The following is a 25,148-nucleotide window of genomic DNA, read 5'->3' as shown; positions in this document are numbered from 1 at the left end:
AATATTTTCTAGGGAATGACTTCCATGGTCGAAACGACAGCCGATAGCGATCTGCTCGACTTGCGCAAGGGCCGCCCGGCGGCCGGGCAGGATCCTGTAAAACGGGCCCAGATCATCGAGGGCGCCCGCCGCGTCTTCATAGACAAGGGCTTCGAGGCCGCCTCGATGAACGACATCACGCGCGAGGCAGGCGTCTCCAAAGGCACGATCTACGTCTATTTCGAGAACAAGGAAGAGCTGTTCGAGGCTCTCATCGAGGAAGAGCGCGGCACCATCTTCAAGAATATGTATGAGGTGCTCGACCACTTCGACGACCTGCGCAAGACGCTGGTGAAGTTTGGCACCGTGCTTTCCGTCAAGATCACCTCGGCCAAGGTCATCCAGGCCCAGCGCACGGTGGTCGGCGCGTCCGACAGGATCCCGGAGCTCGGCGCGCGTTTCTACGAGCGCGGCCCGAAGCGCGGCCACGACAAGGTCATGGCTTTCCTTATTGAAGCCGTCGAACGCGGCCTGCTCAAGATCGATGATGTCGACCTTGCCGCCTATCAGTTCACCGAGCTCTGTCTCGCCGGCCTGTTCCGCCAGTGCATCTTCTCCTACCGCACCAAGGCGCCGAGCCAGGCGGAGATCGAGCACATCGTGACCTCCGGTGTCGACGTCTTCCTCAAGGCCTACGCCACGGAAAAATTCTTCGCCGAGGAAAAGGCGTTGCAATCGGCCTGACTGCCCCGGGGCACGTGGATCCCAAAGCGTGCGAAGCAAGGCTGAAGGGCCTCGCCGCGTCTTTGACGGCGCGGGCAATGACGGCTGAACGCGACGTCGTCGAGATCGTCCGCCGACCCTCTCAAAATTTCGATCGGCATCGTCCGGCAGGCACTTTCGGAAGGACCTGTTAACCATCGCTTCCTATGTCTCGGGAGACGTTCAATCGGCGAGTCTCGAGAATGACATCCACGCGCTTTTCCCGTGCCAATCTTTCCGGCGCTTCCGCTTATAACGGCGAAGACGATCACGGCACGAACGGGCGCGGTGGCGGGGCCTCGCAGCCGCAGGCGCAATCGGGGCAGGTGGTCGCGTTGCGCGTTGCGCCGGCAGGCGAAGCGGACGCGTCTCGCGCCGCATCCTCCGAATCGGCCGATGGCGGCGAGTTCAGCCGCCCGGCATGGCAGGACTATTTCTTCCTTGCGCCCAATGTACGGTTCACCCGCACACCGGATACCGATCTCTCCAGGCGCGCCGCCCCGCAGGTGGAAGATGCCGCGCATGGCAAGGTATCCGAGCCCATCCGGCCCGCGCCGCCGGCGCCTGCCGCTCCGGTCCGCAAAAGCCCCACCGTCATAGCCGCTCCCGCCGCAGCGCCGATGCAAACCAGACCGGTCCGCGCGCCTTCCACGATTGCCCCTGCCGCAATCCCTCCGGCCGCGGCGCCCTCCCAGGCTACCGCCGCTCCGACGCCAAAACCGCGCCCAAGCGGACTGCGCTGGTCTTATCTTTCCGACCATGCCTTCTTCGAATTCGGCATGCCCTTCCTCGCCGAGCGCATGGCGCGGGCGCGTTTGAACGAAGCCGGCCAGGCGCCGGCCGTTCCGGCGCAGCCGCCGGTCAAGCCGATACCGGCGCATCGTCCGGCGGCCCAGTCGAGCCAAGCCCATGCCCCCTTCATGAGCGAGGCGACGTCGTTTTACCGGGTCATCGAATGGCGCTCCAACGTGTCGAATGCCGGCTCTGCCTCGACGTCCACGCCGGCTTTCGCGGCCGTCCAGCCGACGCCTGTCGAGCCCGTGCCGGTTTCCGCCCCGTCGAGTGCAAGGACGGCCAGGCGGACGTCTTCGCTGCCCATAGCCGGCGAGGTTGTGCCGCTATCCACGATGGCCGGCTACGAGCTTCCCTCCGAGGACCTTCTGCAGATGCCGCCGGAAGGCCAGGGCTTCTACATGTCGCAGGAGCGGATGGAGCAGAACGCCGACCTGCTCGAAAGCGTGCTGGAGGATTTCGGCGTCAAGGGCGAGATCATCCATGTCCGCCCCGGCCCGGTCGTCACGCTCTACGAGTTCGAGCCGGCGCCGGGCGTGAAATCCAGCCGCGTCATCGGGCTGGCCGACGATATTGCCCGCTCCATGTCGGCCATCTCGGCTCGCGTCGCCGTGGTGCCGGGCCGCAATGTCATCGGCGTCGAGCTGCCCAACGAAACGCGCGAGACGGTCTATTTCCGCGAGCTGGTCGGATCGGCCGGTTTCCGCAACACCTCCTGCAAGCTGGCGCTCGGCCTCGGCAAGACGATCGGCGGTGAGCCGGTCATCGCCGAACTCGCCAAGATGCCGCATCTGCTGGTGGCCGGCACCACCGGCTCCGGCAAGTCGGTCGCCATCAACACCATGATCCTGTCGCTGCTCTACAGGCTGACGCCGCAGGAATGCCGTCTCATCATGGTCGATCCCAAGATGCTGGAACTCTCCGTCTATGACGGCATCCCGCATCTGCTTACGCCGGTCGTCACCGATCCCAAGAAGGCGGTTACGGCGCTCAAATGGGCGGTGCGCGAGATGGAGGATCGCTACCGCAAGATGGCGCGCCTCGGCGTGCGCAACATCGACGGCTACAACCAGCGCGCCGCAAGCGCCCGCGACAAGGGCGAGGTCGTGACCATGCAGGTGCAGGCAGGCTTCGAGAAAGGCACCGGCGCGCCGCTGTTCGAGGAGCGCGCGATCGACCTCGCGCCCATGCCCTACATCGTCATCATCGTCGACGAGATGGCCGACCTGATGATGGTCGCCGGCAAAGAGATCGAAGGCGCCATCCAGCGGCTGGCGCAAATGGCGCGCGCCGCCGGCATCCATCTGATCATGGCCACGCAGCGCCCGTCCGTCGACGTCATCACCGGCACGATCAAGGCCAATTTCCCGACCCGCATCTCCTTCCAGGTGACGTCGAAGATCGACAGCCGCACGATCCTCGGCGAGCAGGGCGCCGAGCAGCTGCTCGGCCAGGGCGACATGCTGCACATGGCCGGCGGCGGCCGCATTTCGCGCGTGCACGGTCCCTTCGTGTCCGACCTGGAGGTCGAGCAGGTCGTGGCGCATCTGAAAGCGCAGGGACGTCCCGAATATCTCGACACCGTCACCGCCGACGAGGAGGAAGCCGAGGAAGCCGCCGACGCCGGCCCGGTCTTCGACAAAAGCGCGATCACGGAGGAGGATGGCGACGCGCTCTATGAGGAAGCCGTCAAGGTGGTCAAGCGCGACAAGAAATGCTCGACCTCCTACATCCAGCGCCGCCTCGGCGTCGGCTACAACCGCGCCGCCTCGCTGGTCGAGCGCATGGAGAAGGAAGGGCTGGTCGGCGCCCCCAACCATGTCGGCAAGCGCGAGATCCTCACCGGCCGGCGCGACCGCGAGCCTGAACGCGACGAGATGGATTGAGATCCAACGAAATCAGCCGCCGTTCGCCACCAGGGCGATGGCCGCGCGCAGCTCGTCCAGCCCGGCGGCTTTTTCCGACGAGGTGGCCAGCACCACCGGGAACGCCGCCGGCCGCTTCTTAATCTTGGCAAGCGTCTCCTCGATCAGCCTCGGCACGCCGGCGGCCTTGATCTTGTCGGTCTTGGTCAGCACCACCTGGTAGGACACGGCCGCCTTGTCGAGCAGAGTCAGCACTTCCTCGTCCTTGGCCTTGATGCCGTGGCGCGCGTCGATCAGCACATAGACGCGCTTCAGCGTCACGCGGCCCTGCAGATACTCGTAGATGAGTTTCGTCCACTCATCGACCTTGTCCTTCGGCGCGCTGGCGTAGCCGTAGCCCGGCATGTCGACCAGCGCCATCGGCGGCAGGTCGGCGCCTTCGCCGGAAAAGCCGTCGGGCACGAAATAGTTGAGCTCCTGCGTGCGCCCCGGCGTGTTCGACGTCCGCGCCAGGCCCTTGTGCCCGACCAGCGCGTTGATCAGCGACGACTTGCCGACATTGGAGCGTCCGGCGAAAGCGATCTCCGGCGGTCCTTCCGGCGGCAGGAATTTCATCGACGGCACGCCGCGGATGAAGATCCAACCACGGGTGAACAGCTCCGGGCTTATCGCCGTTTCGTTCGTGCTCTTGTCGTTTGTCATTTTCTCGGGCGCATTCAAACCGCTGCCTCCAGCCTGGAAATATCGGCGCCGCGGATGGCATCGAGGTTGCGGCTGATCTTGTCGACCGGCCAGTCCCACCATGCTGCCGTCAAAAGCCGCCGCACCGTGAATTCATCGAAGCGCATCTTCACCACCTTGGCCGCATTGCCGGCGACGATCGCATAAGGCGGCACGTCGTGCGTGACAACCGATTTCGCGGCGACGATGGCGCCGTGGCCGATCTTGACGCCCGGCATGACCACCGCGTCCATGCCGATCCACACGTCATTGCCGATGACGGTGTCGCCGCGGATCTCGTTCGACCATGTCCGCGGGTCGAAACCCTCCTCCCAGCCATGGCCGAAGATGTTGAACGGATAGGTCGAGAAGCCGGACATGGCGTGGTTGGCTCCGTTCATGATGAAGCGCGCGCCCTCGGCGATGGCGCAGAACTTGCCGATCACCAGCCGGTCGCCGATGAAGTCGTAGTGATGCAGCACGCATTTCTCGGCGAATTTGTCGGGACCGTCGGGGTCGTCGTAATAGGTGAAGTCGCCGATCTCGATATTCGGCGCGCTCACCAGCCCCTTCAGGAAGCCGACGCGCGGATGCATCGCAATCGGATGCTTGATGTTGGGGTTGGGTCCGGTCATCGCGGTCCTTTGCAGGCGTGTTTGGGCGCGGCCGACGGCACCCGCGCGCGATCAAACTAACGTGATCCGTTCCACAGCGCCAACCGTTCAATGGTTGCCGCGGCAGATCACGATCGGGTTGGAAAGAGCGCTGTCGAAACCGCTGCCCTGATAGATCTGGACGTTCGAGGCTCCGGGCGGCAGCGAGAAGCTGCCTTCGACGATTTTCTGCTCGCCGGTCGTCGTGTGCAGCGTCCAGCTGAAGGTGCAGAATTGCGGCGGCGCCTTGGGTTGCACGTGGCTGCAATTGAGCTGCGCGCCACCCAGCATCGCCGCTCCGCCGCAGCTCACAGCGTCCTTAGCGGCGGCTGGAAAAGCATATCCCGCCAGCAGCGCCAGCATGATGATCTTGAGCCGGTTCATCGTCTTGTCCTTGCCGCAAACCAGGCCGGCCCGGCCGGGTTTTGGCCTATGCGATATTTTTACCAAGCGCCTTAGTCGGTCTTGCGCTCCGCGTCCAGCAGGATTATGTGCATGATGATAATAAGCATGCTCACGAAAGCTTGTCCGCAGCCTCCGAAGTCCTCCCATGTCCACCTCGCCAAATATCAGCTTCGTGCTGCACGATGTCGCGCGCCTGCTCAGGAAGCGGTTCGAGCAGCGGTCGCGCGCCTTTGGCCTGACCCGCGCGCAGTGGCAGGTGCTGGCGTATCTTTCGTTGCGTGAGGGCATCCACCAGAACAAGCAGGCCGACCTCATCGAGATCATGCCGATCACGCTCGCGAGGCTGCTCGACAAGATGCAGGCGCGCGGCTTCATCGAGCGTCGGCCCAATCCGGCCGACCGCCGGGCGTGGCTTCTCTATCTGACCCCGAAGGCCCATCCGCTCATCGAAGTGATGCGCAGCAACGGCCAGAAGACGCGCGAGGAGGCCTTCACCGGCCTGTCCGCGGAAGCGCAGCGGCAACTGCTGCAAACCCTTTGCCTAATCAAATCCAATCTGCTCGAGGCCTGCGCCCAGCCGGCCCTCGACCGGGAGAAAGTCCATGTCTGAAGGAACCTCACCCAGAAAGCCCACCGACGAGGAAAATGTCGGCGAAAGAGTAAGCGACCAGGTCATCAGCCTGGACAGCCAGCGCGAACAGAGGCGCGCCAACCCGCCTGTCGTCGAAGACGACGAGCTGGAAGCGCCCGTGGCGCCGGAGCCGGTAGCCGAGGCTCCATCGGCACAGCCGAAGCCGGCAGCCGTCACGGTGACTCCGCCCGCTCCCGTAAAGCCGCGCCGCAGCCTGACGCGGCCCATCCTGTTTGCGCTGCTGCCCGTCGCGCTGGTGGCCGGCGGCTACTACTACGTCATCGGCGGCCAGATCATGACCACCGACAACGCCTATATCCAGGCGCAATCGCTCGGCGTCTCGACCGACGTCTCCGGCACCGTGCAGGAGATCGACGTGCGCGACAACCAGGCGGTGAAGAAGGGCGATGTGCTCTTCCGTTTGCGGCCTGCCTCCTTCGAAACCGCGCTCGCGGGCGCCAAGGCGCAGCTCGGCACCGTGCGCAACCAGGTGCTGACGCTGCAGGCGAGCTACCAGCAGTCGCTCGCGTCGATCGACCAGGCGCAAGCGGACATTCCCTATTACGAGTCCGCCTTCCAGCGTCAGCAGGACCTGCTCAAGACCTCGACCGCCTCCAAGGCGACCTTCGACAGCGCCCAGCACGACCTCGTTGCGGCCCGCCAGAAGGTGACTGTCGCCAAGGCGCAGGCGCAGGCGATGCTTGCCCAGCTCGGCGGCGACGCCGGCCAGCCGGTCGAGCAGAACCCGTTCTATCTGCAGGCCCAGTCGGCGGTGGACGACGCGCAGCGCAACCTGAACGATTCCGTCGTCAAGGCGCCGTTCGATGGCATCGTCACCAATGTCGACGCGCTGCAGGTCGGCAAGTACCTGCCGGCCTCGCAGCCGGCCTTCAGCCTGGTGTCGTCGACCGACATCTGGATCGCGGCCGAGCCCAAGGAAACCGAGCTCACCTATGTGCGTCCCGGCCAGACGGCGACGATCAGCATCGATGGCTATCCGGGCGAGGTCTGGCACGGCACCGTCGGCTCGATCAGCCCTGCTTCCTCGTCCAGCTTCTCGCTGCTGCCGGCGCAGAACACCAGCGGCAACTGGGTCAAGGTCGTGCAGCGCATCCCGATGCGGGTGACGATCGACGATCCGGACGGCAAGCCGCCGCTGCGCGGCGGCATGAGCGCCGTCGTCAGCATCGACACCGGCCACGCCCGCGGCCTGCCGGATTTCATCACCAACCTCTTCAAGCAATCCGGACCAAAGTCATGACAACGGCTTCCGCGACAGGCGCGTCGGTGGTCGCCAATCGCGGCGCCATCACCGCCTGTGTGATCCTTGCGGTCATCATGCAGGCGCTGGACACCACCATCGCCAACGTCGCGCTGCCCTATATCCAGGGCAGCGTCTCGGCGAGCGCCGACCAGATCAACTGGGTGCTCACCTCCTATATCGTCGCCGCCGCCGTGATGACGCCGCCGTCCGGCTATCTCGCCAACCGCTTCGGCCGCAAGCGCATCCTTCTGGTGGCGATCACCGGCTTCGTGGTGGCCTCGGTGCTGTGCGGTTTTGCCCAGTCGCTGCCGCAGATCGTCGGCTTCCGTCTGCTGCAGGGCCTGTTCGGCGCGGCGCTCGTGCCGCTGTCGCAGTCGATCCTGCTCGACATCTACAGCGTCGAGGAGCGCGGCTCGGCCATGGCGCTGTTCGGCGTCTCGGTCATGGTCGGCCCGGTGCTTGGCCCGGTCATCGGCGGCTGGCTGACCGAGAACGTCTCCTGGCGCTGGGTCTTCTACATCAACGTGCCGATCGGCGCGCTGGCTTTTATCGGCGTCTCGATGTTCGTCCAGGAAACCAAGCTCGACTTGAAGGCCAGGCTCGACTGGCTCGGCTTCGGCATGCTCTCGATAGCCATCGCCTCGCTGCAGATGTTCCTCGACCGCGGCGAGCAGCTCAACTGGTTCTCATCGGCCGAGATCATCGTCGAGGCCCTCGTTTGCGCCTCGGCCTTCTACATCTTCATCGTCCATACTTTCACCGCGCGCGACACCTTCGTGAACCCGCGGCTGTTCCTCGACCGCAACTTCGCCGTCGGCATGGTGTTCATCTTCATCATCGGCATCACCTATCTCGCCTCGCTGGCGCTGATGACGCCTTACCTGCAGACGCTGATGGGCTATCCGGTGGTGACGGCCGGCATCGTCATGGGGCCGCGCGGCCTCGGCACCATGGCCTGCATGTTCATCGTCGGCAGGCTGGTCGGCAAGGTCGACACACGCTGGCTGCTGTTCATCGGCCTCGCGATCACCGCCTGGGCGATGTACGACATGACCGGATGGACGCCGGACGTCTCGCAATGGACGATCATCAGCACCGGCTTCATCCAGGGCGCCGGCTTGGGCTTCCTGTTCGTGCCGCTCACCACCATCACCTTCGCCACGCTGGCGCCGGAGCGGCGCTCCGAAGGCACCGGCCTCTACAATCTGTCGCGCAACATCGGCTCCAGCGTCGGTATCTCGGTGGTCACGGCGTTGCTGACGCAGAACCAGCAGATCAACCACGCCAACATCGCCACCTATGTGACGCCGTACAACCCGGCCTTCAGCGATCCGGCGGTCTCGCAGGCGCTGAGCCCCTACACCGCCGCCGGCCGCGCCGCGCTCGACGGCCTGGTGACGCTGCAGGCGACGATCATCAGCTATGTCGACGACTTCAAGCTGATGATGATCCTGTCTTTAGCCGCCATCCCGCTGGTGCTTCTGCTGCGCAAGCCGGGCACGCCGGCCAAGGTCGACCACAGCGCTGTTATGGAGTGAGGCGTCCGCCCAGCTCGGCCATCCGGCCCCCGCGACGTCGTCATACCCGGGCTTGACTCGAGCTTCGCTCCTTGCTCCGCCCTGGAATGACGACCGGGAAGAGGGACACGGCCAATCGCGAAGGTTGGCGCGGGCGCTATTGGTGCCGGCGTTGGAGGTTGGCCGAAACCCCCGTGACGTCGTCATCCTCGGGCTTGACCCGAGGATCCATTCCGTGACCTTTGCCGCAGAGTGTGACGGTGCAGAATTCTGTAACCGTTGCAACGCCTTAGCGTAACGGCATGGATTCCAGGGTCTGCGCGCGTGGCTTCGCTCCTTGCTCCGCCCCGGAATGACGATCGGGAAGAGGGACACGGCCAATCGCGAAGGTTGGCGCTGTCCCGTCGGCATCTCCAACAAAACCCCGGCCAAGGCCGGGGTTTTGATCTGTAACCCGTGACGCCTTCTATTCCGCTGGCGATGGTTTCTTGCGGAACAGCGCCGCCAGATTGTCCCACAATTCGATCTTGGCGCCCTGGCGCTTCATGATCACGCCCTGCTGAAGGATCGACAGCGTGTTGTTCCAGGCCCAGTAGATGACGAGGCCGGCCGGGAAGGAGCCCATCATGAAGGTGAAGATCACCGGCATCCAGGTGAAGATCGCCGCCTGCGTCGGATCCGGCGGCGCCGGGTTCATGCGCATCTGCAGGAACATGGTGATGCCCATGACCACCGCCCAGGCGCCCATATGCGGCAGGAAGGCGGGCGCCGCGAAGGGCAGCAGGCCGAACAGGTTGAAGATCGACGTCGGATCGGGCGCCGCAAGGTCGTGGATCCAGCCGAAGAACGGCGCGTGCCGCATCTCGATGGTGATGTAGAGCACCTTGTAGAGCGAGAAGAAGACCGGGATCTGCAGCGCCACCGGCCAGCAGCCGGCGAGCGGATTGATCTTCTCGGTCTTGTAGAGCTCCATCATCGCCTGCTGCTGCTTCATCTTGTCGTCCGCGTATTTCTCGCGGATCTCGACCATCTTCGGCTGCACCTTCTTCATGTTCGCCATCGAGGCGTAGGATTTGTTCGCCAGCGGGAAGAAGATGGCCTTGACGACGACGGTGGTGGCGAGGATCGCCAGGCCGAAATTGCCGAAGAATTTGTAGAGCGTGTCGATCAGCCAGAACATCGGCTTGGTGATGAAGTAGAACCAGCCCCAGTCGATCAACAAGTTGAACTGGCGAATGTGACGGTCAGCCTCATAAGCGTTGATCTTGGCGACTTCCTTGGCGCCGGCGAAAATCTCCGTCTCGACAGTCGCGGACTGGCCGGCACCGACATTGATCGCATCGGTGAGGAAGTCGGATTGATAGCGGTGGCGCCCGTCCTCGAAGTAGCCATAGCGCGGCTGGAAGGGCTGCTTTTCGGTAGGCACCAGGGTGACGGCCCAGTATTTGTCGGTGATGCCGAGCCAGCCGTCTGTCGACTTGCCCGGCTTGACTTCCTTGTCCTTTTCGATGGCCGCGTATTTGTATTCCGTCAGCCCTTCGGTGCCGGTGACGCCGATCAGGCCTTCATGCAGCACATAGGTGCTGGCGACGGCCGGCTTGTCGTAGCGCGTGACGCGGCCGTAGTTGAACAGGCTGACGGCTGCGCTTCCCGAATTCTGCACCGTGTCGGAAACGGTGAACATGTAGTTGTCGTCGACCGAGATGGTGCGCTTGAAGGTCAGGCCCTTGTCGTTGGTGTAGGTGAGCGTCACCGGCGTCGACGGGGTCAGCGTCGGATTGCCTTCGACGCTCCACACCGTGTCCGAACTAGGCACCGCGCCTGTCTTGTCGGTGCCGACGAAACCGATCTCGGCGAAATAGCCGGTGGGCAGCGCCTGCGGGTTGAGAAGCTGGATCTCGGGCGAGTTCTTGTCGACCGTCTCGGTATAGTGCTTGAGCTTCAGGTCGTCGAGACGCGCGCCTGTCAGGTTGATCGAACCCTCGAGGCTGGGCGTGTCGATCTTGACGCGCTTGGTCGCCGCAACAGCCTGGTCGCGGCTGGCCGCCGTCACCGTATCGCCGCCGGGCGCGTTGGGGATCGCGCCAGCGGTGGGAGCCGGCGTTCCGGCCGCGCCGGAGTTGGCGCCGCCGCCCGCTTCCTTCTTCTGCGCCTCGACGCGCTGTTGCTCGACGCGGGTCTGCTCGCGCTGCTGCTCCATGCGCGGGTTCATGTAGAACACCTGCCAGAGGGTCAGGATCAGCACCGACAGCGCGATGGTGATGAAGAAATTGCGGTTGTTTTCCATCGAAAGCCTTTGGCCTATCGTGTTCCGCGCAGCCGGCGGGAAAGCTCGGCCTTCAACTGGCCGAACGGGATGGCAAGCACGTCTTCACGCCCGACGATGACATAATCACTGCCGGGCGCCATGTCATCGGCGGCATGGACGCGCACGGCTTCCCTCAGTCGCCGCCGGACGCGATTGCGCACCACGGCGTTGCCGACCTTCTTGGTGACGGTGTAGCCGACGCGCGGCGCAAGGTCATCGCCGCGGTCGAGAACTTCAACGAGAAAAAGCCGCCCGCGGCGTTTCTCGCCGCCGCGCACAGCCAGGAATTCCGCGCGTTTCAGAAGCCGCCCGGGGGTTTTCCCCTTTGGCTTGCCGGTTGCGGGCAACGATCTCGTCTTTCGTTCAGGCGCTGAGCCGCTTGCGGCCGCGATTGCGGCGGGCGGCAACGACGCCACGGCCACCCTTGGTGGCCATGCGGGCACGGAAACCATGGCGGCGCTTACGGACGAGCTTGGACGGTTGGTAGGTACGCTTCATTTGTTTTAATACCGCGGGGTGCGGCCCTTCTTGATTCTGTCACTCTGTAACAGGAGCTTTGCCGGGCCGGCTTAGGCGCGATCGAAACCGCGCCGGGACGAATGGCCCGAGCGTGAGCGGGCTTATAGGAAGAAGGTTTTGGGAAGTCAATCCGGGGTGCCTCCGAGGCATTTTTGCTGGACCAAGGTTGAAATTGGCAAAAAAGCCGCAAATCGCATAATCTTGGCCGATCAAGCCTTTGTGAATGCGCGTCAATGACGAGTGAAACTCTGCCCACGAACGAGAAGGCAAGGCCGGCGGCGAATGCGACGCGCCGGGTGCCGCTGTCGCGCGGCCTGTCGACCAAGCTCCTCTTCCTCACCATCGCCTTCGTGCTTTTGGCTGAAATCCTGATCTTCCTGCCCTGGATCGCCAGCTACCGGGTCAATTGGCTGAAGGAGCGGTTGAGCACCGCCGCCGCCGTGTCGATCGTGCTCTTGCAGGGCGAGCCCAACGCGCTGTCGCATAACGCTCAGAACGACGTGCTGATGGCGATCGGCGCCAAGGCGATCGCCGTGCGCGACGGCGGCGTCTCGCGGCTGCTCGTCGTTTCCGACATGCCGCCCCAGGTCGACGAGCATATCGACATCGCCGATGTCGGCCTGGTCAACGGCATGACCGGCGCGCTCGACACGCTGTTCTTCGGCGGCAAGCGCATGCTGCGGGTCTTCGGCCCGGTCGGCGACAGCGACAAGGAATTCGAGCTGATCATGCCGGACTACAGGCTGCGCGACGCCATGCTTCGATATTCGCGCAACGTCGCCGTCGTCTCGCTGCTGATTTCGCTGTTCACCGCCATGCTGGTCTATGCGGCGATCGACCTGATCATGATCGGGCCGATCCGCACCATGACGCGCTCGATCCTGGCTTTCTCCGAGGCGCCCGACGATCCCGGCCGCGTCATCCGCCCCGCCGACCGCGCCGACGAGATCGGCGTGGCCGAGCGCGAGCTGTCGCAGATGCAGGACCGGCTGCAGAAGATGCTGTCGGAGCAGAAGCATCTCGCCGACCTCGGCCTGGCCGTCTCCAAGATCAACCACGACATGCGCAACATCCTGGCGTCCGCGCAGCTGATGTCGGATCGCCTGCGCCAGGTGAAGGACCCGACCGTGCAGGCCTTCGCGCCGAAGCTTCTGCGCGCCCTCGACCGCGCCGTCTCCTATTCCGAAGGCGTGCTTCACTACGGCCGCACCCAGGAGCCGGCGCCGTCGCGCCGGCGGCTCAGGCTGCGCCAGCTGGTCGACGACGTGCACGGCCTGCTCGACATCGAGGAGGGCATCGAGTTCATCAACGGCGTCGAGCTCGCCTTCGAGGTCGACGCCGATTCCGACCATCTCTTCCGCGTGCTCACCAATCTCTGCCGCAACTCCATTCAGGCGATGGCCGCCGACACCGAAAGCGCGGTGGTGCGCCGGCTGGCGGTCGCGGCCGAGCGCCATGGCAGCGTCAGCCGCATCACCGTCACCGACACCGGCCCCGGCCTGCCGCCCAAGGCGCGCGAGAACCTGTTCGCCGCCTTCCGCGGCTCGGCCCGCAGCGGCGGCACCGGCCTCGGCCTGGCGATCGCGCACGAGCTGACCCGCGCCCATGGCGGCACCGTCGAGCTCGTCGAATCGATCGGCGGCCGCACCGTCTTCGCCGTCACCATCCCCGACCAGCCTGTCCGGCTCGACCAGGCGCGCAACGGCCTGCGCCGCCCGGCTTGAGGTTGCCACCTCCGGCTGAGCCGCCTGTCGGCAGCGGCGCGCCTCGATCAAAGCCGGCAAAACCGCCTGCGACAAAACTTTTGCCGGATCGGCTTGCTTTTCGCGAATTCAGTCGTTAGGGAACACTCCACATCGCGGCCGGCCGTCTCGACCGGATCGCGGGGCCTGTGTCATGCACGGCCTGTTGCGCGCCCGTAGCTCAGCTGGATAGAGCACCAGACTACGAATCTGGGGGTCAGGAGTTCGAATCTCTTCGGGCGCGCCAAATTCTCCAGGAAAATCCGTTAGTTGCAGAATTGCTGAGGTCTAGTCGACATTCAAATTTGCCTTAAAATATACGAGATTTCTAGGAATTGTGTCCCGAAACGTTTCCATGGAAACGGACTTCGCCAAATTGTTAGAAAAACTTGCCCCAAAATGCCGTGTTCAACTATCCACAAAATCTCAAAAATCGTGACAGAAAGGATCGATCTAGTTGAGGGCGTAAACTCCCAATGCAAAGTTGGATTATGTCGAGGTATGCTCTTGGACCGTAACCGGCCCCTTTTCTGCGACCGTCTGGTCGCGGGAGCGCCACAAGCAGAGGTGTAAATCATTCCGGGAGCCCCGCTTTTCGCAGTGCCTCTGACCATCGCTCGAAATCCTCTGCTCGGCGTAACGGAGGCAGCCCCTGGAGATCGGAAATCCGTAGCTTGGGATCGAGTTCAAGCATGCGCTCAACGAGCTTTTTCGCTTGATCGACCCGGCCGGCAACGGCGTGACATGCGGCGCCGATCCTGAGGGCGGTGAGCCAATCGGCTCGGCGCAGCGCCTTTTCCGCCCATGCCGAAGCCTGGTCGTTCCGGCCAGCAAAGAAATGGGCGTAAGCCAATCCCGCATGCACCCGGAAAAGGAGCGGGTCGAGGGGATTGAGCTCGATTGCTCGGGTCAGAGGTTCGATGCCGGCTTCAGCATTTCCGGCATAAATTCGCAGGTGGCCGAGAAGGTACCATGCGGCGGCAAGGTTTGGATTGAGGGCCAGGGCCTGATCGACATAACCGATCGCATCGTCCAGCTCATAGGCAAGAAAACCGAGCGAGAAACCGCCCCAGCAAAATGCAAGTGCATCCTCATTCGCCAGTCTCACGGCTTTGCGAGCCATCTCGGCTCCATCGGCAATCTCCGCCGCGCGGTCGATCATCCAGCCATTCACCCTTTGGATGACGCGACACCACGCGGCCATGCCGTACGCCGCCGCAAACTCTGGGTCGAGCTCTATCGCCCGCCTGAATAGGCGCAGTCCTTCCGCTTGACCGTCTTGCGTATAGGCCACCGTTTTGGCGACGCCCCGCAAGTATACATCGTAGGCATCGAGATTTTCCGTCGGCTTGCGCTTTGCGCGTTCAATCTCGGCTTGCTCTAGTTTCGGCCCGATCGCCCCAACCACTCTCGTGCTGACCTGATCCTGTAGATCAAAAATGTCTTCGAATGCGCCATCGAAGCGGTCGGCCCAGAGATGTGCGCCAGTTGATGCGTCGATGAGCTTCGCCGTGATGCGTATGCGCTTGGGCGCCCGGCGCACGCTGCCTTCGAGCACGTAGCGCACCCCCAGCTCGCGGCCGATTTCCTTGACATCGGCGCTGCGTCCCTTGAACGTGAACGTCGAGCTTCGTGCCATCACGAACAGCCATCGAAAGTGCGACAGCGCTGTCGTGATGTCCTCGACGATGCCGTCGACGAAGTAGTCCTGCTCGGGATCGCCAGACATATTCGCGAAGGGGAGCACGGCGATCGATGGTTTGCGCAAACCGGGCGGCGGCAGAGCGTCATCGATGTCCCAACGCCCTTGGTCTGCGCGGCCGACAGGACCGAGACGGCCGGCAAAGCGATAGCCGATGCGCGGAATGGTGGCGATCCACTCGCCGCCGTCCGGCGATTGCCCGAGAGCCTTGCGCAAAGTGGCGATTTGAACCGAAAGGTTGCTCTCTTCGACCGTCGTGTCCGGCCAGCCTGCGTCGATCAGCTCAGCCTTGGTGAGGACTTCACCGGGCTTTCGGAGCAGCGCATCGAGGATTAGGACGCCGCGATGCCCGACCGTAACCGGCTCGCCGCCGCGAAGCAGCACGCGCCGACCTGGATCAAGGTGAAACGGGCCAAATGCGAACTGCTGCCCACGCATTGTCGTTATCGTCCGCTTCGGAAATACTTTGGAATCTCTTTGGAGCGGCTTCAATACGCTCGCCTCATGCTCTGCCATGGTACCTTGAACCTCGATGAAGCGACAAGTCCCTAGCGGGGCGCAGCAGGAGTCCTGACTGGACCGCCTGCGAGGCCAATATGGAGACCGAGGAACAAGCATGCGCCAGGCTAATCACATCGAAACGGTCATTGTTGGCGGAGGCCAGGCCGGATTGGCTATGAGCTATCATTTGCGTCAACGCGGCAGAGAGCATGTCATCCTCGAACGGCGAAGGGTGGCCGAGCGCTGGCGAAGCGAGCGTTGGGATTCCTTGCGATTCCAGTTGCCAAACCACTGGCTCGCGTTGCCGGGGAAACCATATGCGGGTACGGACCCTGGCGGCTTTGTGCATCATTCCGAGGTTGCGCGTTTCATCCTCGACTACGCCGCAGAGATCGCAGCCCCAGTTCGCACTGGCATCGAAGTCACCAACCTCGACCGCGATGAAGACGGCGGATGTTATTCGCTCGCAACTGCCGACGGCCAGATCAAAGCACGGCATGTCATCATCGCCACCGGTCCTTTTCAGCACCCGATGATTCCGGATTTTAGCCGCGCCGTTCCAGCCTCGGTCTGTCAGATCGATGCCGCCTGCTATCGGAACCCTGAACAACTGCCGCCCGGCGCGGTGCTTGTCGTGGGCAGTGCCAACTCTGGCTGCCAGATCGCGGACGAACTCTTGCGCAGCGGCCGGCGTATATTCTTAGCGATCAGCCGCCACAGCCGCGTGCCCCGTCGCTATCGCGGCCGGGATATTATCTGGTGGTACGAAGAACTGGGCCGCTTCGATATAACCATCGACTCGTTTCCGGGCAGACGGTATCCGCCGCCGATTATTCTAACCGGCGTCGGTGGAGGCTACGATCTCGACCCGCGTCACTTGGGCAGCGCGGGTGTCACCCTGATCGGGCGCGTGCTTGGCATTGCCGATGGCGACCTTGCAATCGCTGATGATGCCATGGACCTGATGGCGGCAGCCGACAAAGCCTATGCCGGCTTCATCGACGCGGCCGATGCCTTGGCCAACACGCGGCCGGGGAGTTTCGAGCTTGACAAGAAGGAGTCTCCCTCAGCGCCTCCGATTATCGACGTAGAAACCATCCGTACGCTGAATCTGCGCGAGGAAAATATCGGCACCATTATCTGGGCGAGCGGATACGGCTATGACTTCGATTGGATAAAGCTGCCCGTTATCCATGCCGACGGCTCGCCAATCCAGCAGCGCGGTGTGACCGGCTGTCCGGGAGTCTATTTTCTTGGGTTGCACTGGATGCACACCTGGCGATCCGCCATTCTCGCTTTTGTCGGCCGAGACGCTGCTTATCTCGCCGACCACATTGATCGATTGGGTCCCGGGCCGGGATAGCTTGACACTGCGCGACATCCGCTAGCCAAACTTGTGATGGTCGCCAACAGCTATCACGTTAAACATGTCGGCGCGCGTTTTGCCGCCTCGGAGGTGGTTGCGTTGCAACGACCTTTTTCAAAGAGGCAAGGTCGTTAGCCAGCATGTTGCGGCGGCGACGAGGAGGAGCTGATTGAAACTGACGACGAGGCATGCAGCCACTCTCGGATGGACCGGGGACAGTCGATCAAAGTCAGCACCCGCTTTATGACTCTGGGGCTCAGCTAGGCAAGAATGGCTGTCATAAATTCGATAGCAAATGCACGCAGAGCGTTTCCATCCGTTTCCACAGGAAGAACAAACCTACTAACACATTGATTATAAATGAATTTTTCGATCAAAGAATACTACGAATCTGGGGGTCAGGAGTTCGAATCTCTTCGGGTGCGCCACTTCAGTACAGAACTGCGAACTCCCGACACCGCCGTTTCTTCGCCTGATGCCGCTACCAGGGCTTCGAGCAATTCGGATTTCGATCCGATGATTCTGACTTCCTTCTCGGCCACTTCGATCCGCTGCGCCAACGCTCGCAGGTGATCGCGGCGGTAGCCGCCACGCGGATCGCGCATGCGCTCGCGAGCAGCCCGGGCGAATGTTGTGACCATTTCGGAAGTGATGGGCTGGTTGCCTATGCTGTCGAGCGATGCCTTGATGCGCTCGGCGTCGGTCGTTGCCTGGTCTTTGATCGCCTTTAGACCCGCCATGCGATCCTTGAGAGCAGGATCGTTGATATCTGTGACGCCAGCCTCAATAGCGTCATAGAGCCGATTGAGGCGCTGGTCGGTCTCGGTGATCTTCCGCTTCAGTTCGCCCAGGTGCTCGCGGCGGCGCTCAGTGCGTTCCTGCCTCCGGTCCAGGACAGCCTCAAGAATGGTGGTGAGCCGTTCTGGCTTAAGAAGCCGCTTCTCCAGATGATTGGCAACCAGGTCGTCCAGAAAGGCCATGGGGATTGATTTGCCCTGGCAACCGGCCTTGCCCTGGCGGGCGCGTGTCGAGCAGGTGTAGTAACGATACATAGTGCCAGCGCAGCCCTTGCCGGTCCTGAGCGTCATGGCTCCTCCGCACTTGGCGCAAAAGCAGATACCGGTAAGGAGAACGGGACTGGTGGTGACCCTGGGTGGCGTCAGCATTGGATGGCGAGATTTGAGACGCGCTTGCACGGCATCGAAGGTCTTGCGCTCGATGATTGCCGGCACCGCCATAACGACAATCTCGTCGTCCGGCTTCTTTGCCCTGCCCTTGAAGCTGCGCGTATTGAAGCGGTGTTCGCCAATATAGGTGGTTCGGGTTAGTACGGCGTGGATTTGCGCCAGTCCCCAGAGACCGCCGTCTCGTGTGAACAACCGGTTCTCATTCAGATGGCAGGCGATCGATTTGACGCCCATTGGTCCTGAGATTCCATTGCCCTGAAGAAAGAGGCGGTAGATCATTCGGACGGTGTCGGCGTGCAGCGGATCAACCTCCAGCTTCTTCTTGGTCTTCGATCCGCGCTGCTCTGCCGCAACGATCCGGTAGCCGATCGGAGGCAACGCCCCATTCCAGAAGCCCTGCCTGGCATTCTCGTTCATGGCGCGGAGCACATGCTTGGCGTTCTCTTTCGACTGGTACTCATCGAAGAGAGCCATGATCTGGCGCATCATGACATGCATTGGATCGTCACCCATCTCCTGGGTAATCGACACAAGTCTTACGCCGTTTTTCGCAAGCCGCCTGACATGGAACTCAAGCTCGAAGTGATCGCGGAAGAATCGGCTGAAGGAATGAACGACCACGACATCGAAGGGGGAAGGCTTTGAGGTGCCTTCCTCGATCATGCGCTGGAACTCTGGACGCTTGTCATTGGTGGCCGATGCGCCTGCCTCGACAAAGGTATCGACCAGCTCATAGCCACGAGAGACGCAGTAAGCCTCACCTTGGCGCCTCTGGTCGGGAATGGAGACATCGTGCTCGGCCTGGCGGGCCGTGGATACGCGAAGGTAGAGGACTGCCCGCGATCCCTTTGTAGACTGCTGCTGTTGTGAAGCCGTCTTCATAAGCATTGTCTCCCTGTCATTTCATGGGCGATCTCCGAAAAGCTGATCGAAGATGTCGCCAAACCACGCCTCGAACGCGTCGATTTCCGGGGAAGTGACAGGGACGGGGTTTGGCAGATTGTCGGTAACGCGCCACTCGCGTGGATCGTGTTGAACCGGTCGGCCAACGCGTGGACGCGGCTCAACGTGTAGGTAGTCATACAGGTCGATCGGCAATGTACCGAGGCGGACCCGTGACAGTTCCGCAGAGGTCGCTTTGCGAGCCGGGTGGGACATGGCCCAAATATGCCCCAGCAACCCGTCAAAGCGGAACGACCTATGTATTCGCCAGAACCACCATTCGCACGCTGACGGATCAGCTTTCGTTCAACCGGTTTGGCCGCATCGCTCCCAGGCATCTTCCTCCTCCAGGGCTGCGACCAGCTTGGCTGCCGCCTCCCAATGTCTGGCGATGTCGGCGCGGACCGTCGCCCTCTCCGGCCGATCCATACCTATGTCTCCAACGATCGCCTTCATGTCCCGAAGCACCGACGCGATGTGCGGCCAGGGGAAGTCAGACGGATCGTCGATTTCCCTGTCTGCTCCAACGATCATCTCCAGCTTGGCGACCACGCCAGCAAGCGAAGTCGCCGTGACATCGGGGATTGCGTCGAGATGCTTCAACTCCTCCGTCACGGCGAGCACTTCCGCTTCACGTGCAACTGCAAACTCTGGGCTACCATCGACCGTCTGCCAGGCCGCGATCTGCGCCGCATGGACGCCATTTCCGGAGCCCGGTGCCGCCAAATCCGTCAATACCGGAATTCCGGTATTGACCAACATTCGGCTCTCCAGCCGTTGCTGTATTCGGCACAGTAGGAGAGCGACGTGATGGGCTCGCTGCTGGTGGGACCAAAGGTACAGTGCTCGGTCATCGAACCGGCTTTCCAATGCGGGTTGTCTATCGAATCTCTCCATGCGGGTGAGCCTTTTCGTTTGCAGGAAGGCATCTCCTCCATACCATAGTGAATGCCGAATAGGAACTATCGTTCCTGGAATGATCGTTCCATTCCTGAGCTATCTCTGGGAATGGACCTCAAGGAAGTTTTTGCGATCAACTTGCGTCAGATCAGAACCAGCAGTGGGCTGACGCAGGAAGAGTTGGCAGAGCGCGCAGGGCTTAGCGCTAGATACATCGGCTCAATCGAGCGAGCAGACGTTTCGGCAAGTGTCACAGTGCTCGGGCGCATCGCAGACGCGCTGGGTGTCGAGCCGCACACGCTGGTGCGGCTGAACAGATAGCCTCCCGCGACCGTTGAGTCGCTCGCGAGCGCGCCCTCAACAGCGCTGTAGCGAGCGGGCGGCGGCTTTGCGCCTCATGTCAGTCGTTACTGCGGACTCTCCATTCGCCGAAAAGGGACGTTGCCGGGATTACGCCTAGTTTGCGCAAGAAGCAGCCATTGCATTTGAGAACCCGGCGGTGGGCATATCGGTGCTGGAGTCACTCCCTCTGCATGCCGCCTCAACGCCAGAAGCGCTTGGTATTGACAAAGGCGTCGTATGCTTCCGCGGCCTCCTTGAGAAGCTTGGACTTGTCGTCGGCGCTGAAGAGATCCTTCGCACCAGCCACGTCCGAAAGCTCCAGCGCTGCCAGCATATCGGGGGCGGTGGCGATATCGTTGAGGTTACCGAGCTGATCCTGCAGGCCTTTCATCGCCTCGATGAACCGTCGATGGCGTTTGGCTTCCGCCTTGCTGTTGTAAAGCGGCTCGAAGAACTCCGCCGCGTAGCGCAGTTTCTTTGCGGCGATCCGCACTTTATGGCGAGTCTCGTCATCGGCATCGATGAGATTGCTGCCGCCCTTCGCTACCTTTTTCCAAAATTTGTCAAATACATCCGAGGCGAAATCCCTTAACGATTGCTCGTCCGATTGGGTTCGCCAGTCTCTGAGGGATATCCACTCGATGGCATCGATCATCAACGAGCGCGCGCGCACCGAGGAGAGCGATGCTTCGACCGCCGTATAGGCGACGTCGCGCGCATCTTGAAGACGGCTTGAAAGAGCCTCGCTCGAAGCGCGGTCGATCATCACGTCAATATTGCGCGCGTCGCCAAATTCCGAGGTAAGCCATTTAAATTCTTCTCGCAGGTGGTCGAAACGGCTGTCGTCGAACAGCGACTTGCAGATCGAAAATAGGGAGCGCAGCCGTCGCAGCGACACACGAGCCTGATGCAGGGCGTCCGAATCTTGAGACCAGCCCAGCGCCGTTTCGTTGAGACGAAACTGTTTGAGACAGGCCGCTGCGATGCGCGCGAACGCCGTTTCCGCGCTCATCTCGGAGGTGAGCGGGGTCGCGGCCGATTTCACAGCACCGGGTGCCGAGCCAAGCAGACGATAGCCTCGTTCAGCTTTGCTCAGCACTCCGACATGCGCCGGCGTGATCAGGTCGACTTTCCGGGCGAGCGCAAACAGCGCTGTCGGCGAGCCCGCCTTCTTTTCCAACTCGATCTCGCAGACCGGCGCCTCGCGATCGGCTGCAACGACCTTGCCAAGATCCAAAGCGACTTCGACCGTGGCGCCGCTGTCCGTCACATTCCAACGATGCCGTTTGACATGAACCTCGAACAGGGGCGCGAGTTTGGGGCCAGCCCCGGCGAGCAGGTCTCGGATCTCCGGATCGTCAAGCATCGGTATATCGCCGGCGACCGGTTGCTCCCATTCCTCGCGTGCGAACGATCCGGCCGCGGCGTCATCGCTGGCTTTGACGGTTTGTATCCGTTCATTTCCCGATTGCCGAATGCGAAGCGACAGGCCGCGCTTGGAGAGGTCCCATCCCGGAGTGTCGAAATAGATCGATCTTTGTTGGAGAATGGTAGGCGAGGCTCCGAACGGATTTTTCTTGAGGAGCGATCCCGCACCCGACCGCGAAAGCTCGAGCTTCAGTTCCGTTTCCTGCATAATGTCCTCGGCGCAGCCTCGCTTCGCATGGTGCGTCATAAACCTGTCACAAACAACTGGACCAACTGCGTCCGGATTCAAGCCGGCGAACGACAATGCGCCAACCGGAACCACACTTCTCAGTCTTCGTTCATCAGATGATGCAAGAGAAAGACACACGGAGATGGCTACCAAAGAAAAGAAGAACAAAGAGAGCCGCGTGGTGAAAGGGCAAGAGTTGGAGGTGGAGCACCTGACGGAAATTGCCGACGTCTCGCCGAAGCAAGCGCGCGCTTTATTGCGCAAGCATGGTGCTGACTGGACCAAGCTTAAAGACGAAGCCGAAGATTTGAAGGAGGAGTGAGACTCCGGCGCGACTTCTTTCAGCCCGACACCGAATGTCCCGTTGCGACCCGGGCGATGCTTCATGCAATTCCCAGCCAGGGTCTGCTTCGGGATATGAGACCATCCTCGGGTGGAGTTGAGCAGCCGCTGTTACGATTATTCCTCCGAAAGAAGCCGGTCCGCTGTCGGCCCATACATCCTCCCATCAGACGCCGGTCAGCAGTGCGCCTCAAGCCGGTCGTTCAGAGGGGTTTGCCGACTACCCGGAAGCGGACATTTGCCCTTGATGAAATCAACGTCCTCCTTGCCGGATTATCCGCGGTCATCCGTTTTGGACCGCCCGGCGCAACGACCCGAAGCGCAAGCGGTATTGCATCGGTGTAATACCGACCTTGCGGCGGAACAGGCGCCCGAAGAAACTCGTGTCCTCGTAGCCGACCTCATTGGCGATCGCCTCGATGGCCTCGTCGCTCGTTTCCAGCAGCCACTTGGCTTCTTCGAGCCGCAGCGCGTGAACATAGTCCAACGCCTTCATGCCCGTTGCCTTGGCGAAGCGACGCGCGAAGGAGCGTTCGGGCAAACCTGACAGGCGCGCCATGACGGCGACCGGTGCCGGCTTGCGGAAATTCGATTCCGCCCATTGCTGACTTTGCTTGATCACTGCGTCGCTGGTCTGCCGCGAGCGCGCCAGCGTGGCGAAGGGCTGCTGGCCGAGGTCGTGCCATTGCAGCATGTAGACCCTCGCCACCTCGATCGCCTCACGCAGACCGACGAAGCGCGCGATCAGATACAGAGCCAGATCCTGCCAACTCGATCCGCCGCCAGCCATGACGATGCGCTGCGCCTCGCCGCTCAGCACCAGCGACTGCTCCACTTTCACCTTTACGCCGGGATAGTTGTTCGTCAGCGTGTCGACATAGCCCCAGTGGATTGTCGCCTCGCGGTTCGCGAGAAGCCCGGCTTCGCCCAGCAGCACCGCGCCTGAACAGGCGCTCGCCAGCAGCGCGCCTTCCTTATGCACGCGCTTCAGCCAGCGCGCTTCAGGGTCATACTGCCCGGCGACGTTTTCGCCCGGATTGACGAAGAAATCGGGGATGCAGACGATATCAGGACGCGGACAGTCGGCAATCGTGTGATCAGGATGTACCCAGACGCCGTTCGCAGCGCGAAACCGGTCTGCTCCGCGCGCCACGACGTAGGGCCGCATCCGCTGGTCACCAGCCATGCCCTGCGTGATGAAGCGAAAGTCCCGCCCCGGCGAGGAGAACAGGTCGACCATCCCGTAGAGCGCCGAAGCCGTGACCTCGGGCACGGCGAGGATCGCCACATTGAACGGAGCCACCTGTTCAGGCATGGCAGAAATGACCGTTTCGTTGCGTTTTCGACTTTAGCCGGCGCATTCGTTCCGCGCTAGCATTCTGGAAACGGAGGATGGGACGATGAACGCGACGACCACGCCTTCGCTTTCGCCAGCCAGCATCGAAAACCTTCGCTCCAGAATGCGCGGCGAGGTGCTGGTTCCGACGAGCGAGGCCTACGATGCAACCCGGGTCGTTTGGAACGGCATGATCAACCGAAGCCCAGCCCTCATCGCCCGCTGCCGGAACGCCGCCGATGTCATGGTCTCGGTAAATTTCGCGCGCGAGCACAGACTCGCCATCGCCATCCGTTCTGGCGGCCACAATGTCGCGGGTTATGCGGTCTGCGACGGCGGATTGATGATCGACATGTCGCCGATGAACGCGGTGCGCGTCGTGCCCGGCCTCGACCGCGCCATCGTCGGTGGCGGTGCGACCTGGGCGGATGTCGACGCCGCGACGACGCCTTTCGGCCGTGCCACGCCGGGGGGCCTCATCTCCGAGACCGGCGTTGCGGGCCTGACATTGTCCGGCGGCATCGGGTGGCTCCGCGGCACTCATGGCCTCTGCGTCGACAATCTCGTCGCGGCCGATGTCGTCACCGCCGAGGGCAACCTGATCCGCGCCGACGAGACGGAAAACCGCGATCTTCTCTGGGCGCTCCGCGGCGGCGGCGGCAATTTCGGTGTCGTGGTGAGCTTCGAGTTCAAGCTGCACCCGATCGAATCTGAGCTGATGTTCTGTGGCCCCGCCTATCCCGAGGAACGCGCGGACGAGGTCATTGCGCGCTGGCGCGACTTCATGGAAACGGCACCGGAGCGGCTGAGCGGACTCGCTGAATTCTCGACGCTGCCTGACGATCCTTCCCTCCCCGAGCCCGCGCGCGGCCGGCGCGTAGTGTCACTTGCGCATGTGTATGACGGCCCGGCGGATGAAGGCGAACGGATCGTAGCGCCGCTCCGCGGTTTTGGCGAACCGCTGGTCGATTTCAGCGGCCGCATGCCCTATCGCACCATTCAGTCACTGTACGACGCGCTGTTTCCGAAGGGGCGCGACCGCTGCTACTGGAAATCAACCTATCTCTCCCGCCTCGACGACGGCGTCATTGCGGATATCGTGCGGCAGATGGCGAAACGTCCGTCCGAGATGACCTTCGCCTCGATCTGGAAATTCGGCGGCCACGTGCAGCGCGTGCCGGAAGACGCGACAGCCTTCGGCGACCGGTCCATGCCCTACATGCTGAGCCTCGACGCGATCTGGTCGAGGGCTTCGGACGACGACGCGAATATCGGCTGGGTGCGCACCTTCTGGCAGCACATGCAGCGACACTCGACCGGCCGGCTCTATCTCAATTTCCCAGGCCATGGCGAAGGTGCCGACCTCGTCCGCGATGCGTTTGGCCCTCAGGCTTACGGACGTCTTCAACAGGTAAAGCGGCGCTATGATCCCGAGAACATCTTCCGGATGAACCAGAACATCGATCCTGGAGCCGCATAGTGACCTGGAGGCCGAATTTCCTCGACCGACGATCCTTCAAAACAAACTCTCCTGCGCCTTTTGGGGCTTCGATCAGCTCATCTAGCCGGAGGCCAAACGGCAGCTGTCCGCTAAACGCGCTCTGATAGCGGACCGACGGCTCTCGGCCCCAAAGACGACGTGGCAGCAACGCGCTCATTGCAGCCGTCAAGGTCCCCTCCGCCGCTTCCAAAAGCAGACATCACAAGCGAACGCTC

At 62.3% G+C, this 25,148-nt stretch carries 21 protein-coding genes and 1 tRNA gene; 11 read left to right on the top strand and 11 right to left on the bottom strand.

Annotation, left to right across the window (positions count from 1 at the left end; genetic code table 11):
- The first annotated feature begins 24 nt into the window (after positions 1 to 24).
- Together FJ414_RS04955 and FJ414_RS04950 are read left to right on the top strand one after the other, a co-directional pair.
- Positions 25 to 723, top strand: coding sequence for a TetR/AcrR family transcriptional regulator (locus FJ414_RS04955; protein ID WP_140641901.1), 699 nt, complete (start codon positions 25 to 27; stop codon positions 721 to 723).
- 221 nt (positions 724 to 944) lie between these two features.
- Complete coding sequence (locus FJ414_RS04950) at positions 945 to 3,419, top strand: DNA translocase FtsK (protein WP_140641899.1); 2,475 nt, start codon at positions 945 to 947, stop codon at positions 3,417 to 3,419.
- A gap of 12 nt (positions 3,420 to 3,431) precedes the next feature.
- Here the strand turns inward: FJ414_RS04950 and yihA are convergent, their stop codons facing one another.
- The 3 genes from yihA to FJ414_RS04935 all read right to left on the bottom strand — a co-directional run bounded on the left by yihA (position 3,432) and on the right by FJ414_RS04935 (position 5,155).
- Positions 3,432 to 4,100, bottom strand: a complete 669-nt coding sequence (gene yihA / locus FJ414_RS04945) for a ribosome biogenesis GTP-binding protein YihA/YsxC (protein WP_140641897.1) — start codon at positions 4,098 to 4,100, stop codon at positions 3,432 to 3,434.
- 14 nt (positions 4,101 to 4,114) lie between these two features.
- Positions 4,115 to 4,753: a CatB-related O-acetyltransferase gene (locus FJ414_RS04940; protein WP_140641895.1), complete on the bottom strand. Its 639-nt coding sequence runs from the start codon at positions 4,751 to 4,753 to the stop codon at positions 4,115 to 4,117.
- An 87-nt stretch (positions 4,754 to 4,840) separates the two neighbouring features.
- Positions 4,841 to 5,155 carry a hypothetical protein gene (locus tag FJ414_RS04935; protein ID WP_140641893.1) on the bottom strand — a complete coding sequence of 105 codons (315 nt, stop codon included), beginning with the start codon at positions 5,153 to 5,155 and terminating at the stop codon, positions 4,841 to 4,843.
- Between the two features lie 166 nt (positions 5,156 to 5,321).
- On the opposite strand from FJ414_RS04935, the gene FJ414_RS04930 reads away from it, so the two are divergent.
- The 3 genes from FJ414_RS04930 to FJ414_RS04920 are packed head-to-tail and all read left to right on the top strand — an operon-like array spanning position 5,322 to position 8,609.
- Positions 5,322 to 5,786 carry a MarR family winged helix-turn-helix transcriptional regulator gene (locus FJ414_RS04930; RefSeq protein ID WP_140641891.1) on the top strand — a complete coding sequence of 155 codons (465 nt, stop codon included), beginning with the start codon at positions 5,322 to 5,324 and terminating at the stop codon, positions 5,784 to 5,786.
- Positions 5,779 to 7,068, top strand: coding sequence for an efflux RND transporter periplasmic adaptor subunit (locus FJ414_RS04925; RefSeq protein ID WP_140641889.1), 1,290 nt, complete (start codon positions 5,779 to 5,781; stop codon positions 7,066 to 7,068). Before FJ414_RS04930 ends, FJ414_RS04925 begins: the two co-directional genes overlap by 8 nt.
- Positions 7,065 to 8,609: a DHA2 family efflux MFS transporter permease subunit gene (locus FJ414_RS04920; protein WP_140641887.1), complete on the top strand. Its 1,545-nt coding sequence runs from the start codon at positions 7,065 to 7,067 to the stop codon at positions 8,607 to 8,609. Before FJ414_RS04925 ends, FJ414_RS04920 begins: the two co-directional genes overlap by 4 nt.
- A gap of 445 nt (positions 8,610 to 9,054) precedes the next feature.
- Here the strand turns inward: FJ414_RS04920 and yidC are convergent, their stop codons facing one another.
- Genes yidC through rpmH form a run of 3 tightly spaced genes read right to left on the bottom strand, consistent with a single transcriptional unit; the run spans position 9,055 to position 11,394 of the window.
- Complete coding sequence (gene yidC, locus FJ414_RS04915) at positions 9,055 to 10,875, bottom strand: membrane protein insertase YidC (protein WP_140641885.1); 1,821 nt, start codon at positions 10,873 to 10,875, stop codon at positions 9,055 to 9,057.
- Between the two features lie 14 nt (positions 10,876 to 10,889).
- A complete protein-coding gene (rnpA, locus tag FJ414_RS04910; protein WP_140641883.1) occupies positions 10,890 to 11,243 on the bottom strand; it encodes a ribonuclease P protein component in 354 nt (117 codons plus the stop codon).
- A 16-nt stretch (positions 11,244 to 11,259) separates the two neighbouring features.
- Positions 11,260 to 11,394: a 50S ribosomal protein L34 gene (gene rpmH / locus FJ414_RS04905; RefSeq protein ID WP_008833937.1), complete on the bottom strand. Its 135-nt coding sequence runs from the start codon at positions 11,392 to 11,394 to the stop codon at positions 11,260 to 11,262.
- Between the two features lie 254 nt (positions 11,395 to 11,648).
- Between rpmH and FJ414_RS04900 the strand changes: the two genes are divergently transcribed.
- Together FJ414_RS04900 and FJ414_RS04895 are read left to right on the top strand one after the other, a co-directional pair.
- Positions 11,649 to 13,139 (top strand): HAMP domain-containing sensor histidine kinase, encoded by a 1,491-nt coding sequence (locus tag FJ414_RS04900; RefSeq protein WP_140641881.1) that lies wholly within the window; start codon positions 11,649 to 11,651, stop codon positions 13,137 to 13,139.
- Positions 13,140 to 13,327: 188 nt separating this feature from the next.
- Positions 13,328 to 13,404 (top strand) — tRNA-Arg (locus FJ414_RS04895).
- A 327-nt stretch (positions 13,405 to 13,731) separates the two neighbouring features.
- Here FJ414_RS04895 and FJ414_RS04890 read toward each other — a convergent pair.
- Positions 13,732 to 15,297 (bottom strand): winged helix-turn-helix domain-containing protein, encoded by a 1,566-nt coding sequence (locus tag FJ414_RS04890; RefSeq protein WP_140642075.1) that lies wholly within the window; start codon positions 15,295 to 15,297, stop codon positions 13,732 to 13,734.
- A 178-nt stretch (positions 15,298 to 15,475) separates the two neighbouring features.
- Here FJ414_RS04890 and FJ414_RS04885 point away from each other — a divergent pair, with 178 nt between their 5' ends.
- A complete protein-coding gene (locus FJ414_RS04885; RefSeq protein WP_140641879.1) occupies positions 15,476 to 16,723 on the top strand; it encodes an NAD(P)/FAD-dependent oxidoreductase in 1,248 nt (415 codons plus the stop codon).
- A gap of 401 nt (positions 16,724 to 17,124) precedes the next feature.
- On the opposite strand, the gene FJ414_RS04880 is transcribed toward FJ414_RS04885, so the two are convergent.
- Both FJ414_RS04880 and FJ414_RS04870 read right to left on the bottom strand, forming a co-directional pair.
- Positions 17,125 to 18,795 (bottom strand): recombinase family protein, encoded by a 1,671-nt coding sequence (locus FJ414_RS04880; RefSeq protein ID WP_140641876.1) that lies wholly within the window; start codon positions 18,793 to 18,795, stop codon positions 17,125 to 17,127.
- A gap of 366 nt (positions 18,796 to 19,161) precedes the next feature.
- Positions 19,162 to 19,617, bottom strand: coding sequence for a hypothetical protein (locus tag FJ414_RS04870; protein WP_140641874.1), 456 nt, complete (start codon positions 19,615 to 19,617; stop codon positions 19,162 to 19,164).
- 246 nt (positions 19,618 to 19,863) lie between these two features.
- Between FJ414_RS04870 and FJ414_RS04865 the strand changes: the two genes are divergently transcribed.
- Complete coding sequence (locus FJ414_RS04865) at positions 19,864 to 20,076, top strand: helix-turn-helix transcriptional regulator (protein ID WP_140641870.1); 213 nt, start codon at positions 19,864 to 19,866, stop codon at positions 20,074 to 20,076.
- Positions 20,077 to 20,296: 220 nt separating this feature from the next.
- Here FJ414_RS04865 and FJ414_RS04860 read toward each other — a convergent pair whose 3' ends face one another.
- On the bottom strand, positions 20,297 to 21,772 hold the full coding sequence (locus FJ414_RS04860; RefSeq protein ID WP_348639989.1) for an inorganic triphosphatase: 1,476 nt from the start codon (positions 21,770 to 21,772) through the stop codon (positions 20,297 to 20,299).
- Positions 21,773 to 21,896: 124 nt separating this feature from the next.
- Here FJ414_RS04860 and FJ414_RS04855 point away from each other — a divergent pair, with 124 nt between their 5' ends.
- Positions 21,897 to 22,076: a hypothetical protein gene (locus FJ414_RS04855; RefSeq protein ID WP_140641868.1), complete on the top strand. Its 180-nt coding sequence runs from the start codon at positions 21,897 to 21,899 to the stop codon at positions 22,074 to 22,076.
- A gap of 303 nt (positions 22,077 to 22,379) precedes the next feature.
- On the opposite strand, the gene FJ414_RS04850 is transcribed toward FJ414_RS04855, so the two are convergent.
- Complete coding sequence (locus tag FJ414_RS04850) at positions 22,380 to 23,411, bottom strand: helix-turn-helix domain-containing protein (protein ID WP_140641866.1); 1,032 nt, start codon at positions 23,409 to 23,411, stop codon at positions 22,380 to 22,382.
- Positions 23,412 to 23,496: 85 nt separating this feature from the next.
- Between FJ414_RS04850 and FJ414_RS04845 the strand changes: the two genes are divergently transcribed.
- On the top strand, positions 23,497 to 24,912 hold the full coding sequence (locus FJ414_RS04845) for an FAD-binding oxidoreductase (RefSeq protein WP_140641864.1): 1,416 nt from the start codon (positions 23,497 to 23,499) through the stop codon (positions 24,910 to 24,912).
- Positions 24,913 to 25,148 lie beyond the last annotated feature (236 nt).

It is taken from the genome of Mesorhizobium sp. B3-1-6 (assembly GCF_006439555.1).
In the GTDB taxonomy this organism is placed as follows: domain Bacteria; phylum Pseudomonadota; class Alphaproteobacteria; order Rhizobiales; family Rhizobiaceae; genus Mesorhizobium.
Note: the sequence above shows the minus strand (reverse complement) of the source record. Positions and strands in the feature narration are given on the sequence as shown.

Excerpts from the sequence above, each read along its gene's own strand:
- FJ414_RS04935 (WP_140641893.1), bottom strand. The coding sequence starts at position 5,155 with ATGAACCGGCTCAAGATCATCATGCTGGCGCTGCTGGCGGGATATGCT.
- FJ414_RS04860 (WP_348639989.1), bottom strand. The coding sequence starts at position 21,772 with ATGACGCACCATGCGAAGCGAGGCTGCGCCGAGGACATTATGCAGGAA.
- FJ414_RS04885 (WP_140641879.1), top strand. The coding sequence starts at position 15,476 with ATGCGCCAGGCTAATCACATCGAAACGGTCATTGTTGGCGGAGGCCAG.
- yihA (WP_140641897.1), bottom strand. The coding sequence starts at position 4,100 with ATGACAAACGACAAGAGCACGAACGAAACGGCGATAAGCCCGGAGCTG.
- FJ414_RS04925 (WP_140641889.1), top strand. The coding sequence starts at position 5,779 with ATGTCTGAAGGAACCTCACCCAGAAAGCCCACCGACGAGGAAAATGTC.
- FJ414_RS04930 (WP_140641891.1), top strand. The coding sequence starts at position 5,322 with ATGTCCACCTCGCCAAATATCAGCTTCGTGCTGCACGATGTCGCGCGC.
- FJ414_RS04850 (WP_140641866.1), bottom strand. The coding sequence starts at position 23,411 with ATGCCTGAACAGGTGGCTCCGTTCAATGTGGCGATCCTCGCCGTGCCC.
- FJ414_RS04870 (WP_140641874.1), bottom strand. The coding sequence starts at position 19,617 with ATGTTGGTCAATACCGGAATTCCGGTATTGACGGATTTGGCGGCACCG.
- FJ414_RS04865 (WP_140641870.1), top strand. The coding sequence starts at position 19,864 with ATGGACCTCAAGGAAGTTTTTGCGATCAACTTGCGTCAGATCAGAACC.
- FJ414_RS04950 (WP_140641899.1), top strand. The coding sequence starts at position 945 with ATGACATCCACGCGCTTTTCCCGTGCCAATCTTTCCGGCGCTTCCGCT.
- rpmH (WP_008833937.1), bottom strand. The coding sequence starts at position 11,394 with ATGAAGCGTACCTACCAACCGTCCAAGCTCGTCCGTAAGCGCCGCCAT.
- yidC (WP_140641885.1), bottom strand. The coding sequence starts at position 10,875 with ATGGAAAACAACCGCAATTTCTTCATCACCATCGCGCTGTCGGTGCTG.
- FJ414_RS04855 (WP_140641868.1), top strand. The coding sequence starts at position 21,897 with ATGGCTACCAAAGAAAAGAAGAACAAAGAGAGCCGCGTGGTGAAAGGG.
- FJ414_RS04890 (WP_140642075.1), bottom strand. The coding sequence starts at position 15,297 with ATGCGTGGGCAGCAGTTCGCATTTGGCCCGTTTCACCTTGATCCAGGT.
- FJ414_RS04845 (WP_140641864.1), top strand. The coding sequence starts at position 23,497 with ATGAACGCGACGACCACGCCTTCGCTTTCGCCAGCCAGCATCGAAAAC.
- FJ414_RS04955 (WP_140641901.1), top strand. The coding sequence starts at position 25 with ATGGTCGAAACGACAGCCGATAGCGATCTGCTCGACTTGCGCAAGGGC.
- FJ414_RS04880 (WP_140641876.1), bottom strand. The coding sequence starts at position 18,795 with ATGAAGACGGCTTCACAACAGCAGCAGTCTACAAAGGGATCGCGGGCA.
- FJ414_RS04900 (WP_140641881.1), top strand. The coding sequence starts at position 11,649 with ATGACGAGTGAAACTCTGCCCACGAACGAGAAGGCAAGGCCGGCGGCG.
- FJ414_RS04940 (WP_140641895.1), bottom strand. The coding sequence starts at position 4,753 with ATGACCGGACCCAACCCCAACATCAAGCATCCGATTGCGATGCATCCG.
- FJ414_RS04920 (WP_140641887.1), top strand. The coding sequence starts at position 7,065 with ATGACAACGGCTTCCGCGACAGGCGCGTCGGTGGTCGCCAATCGCGGC.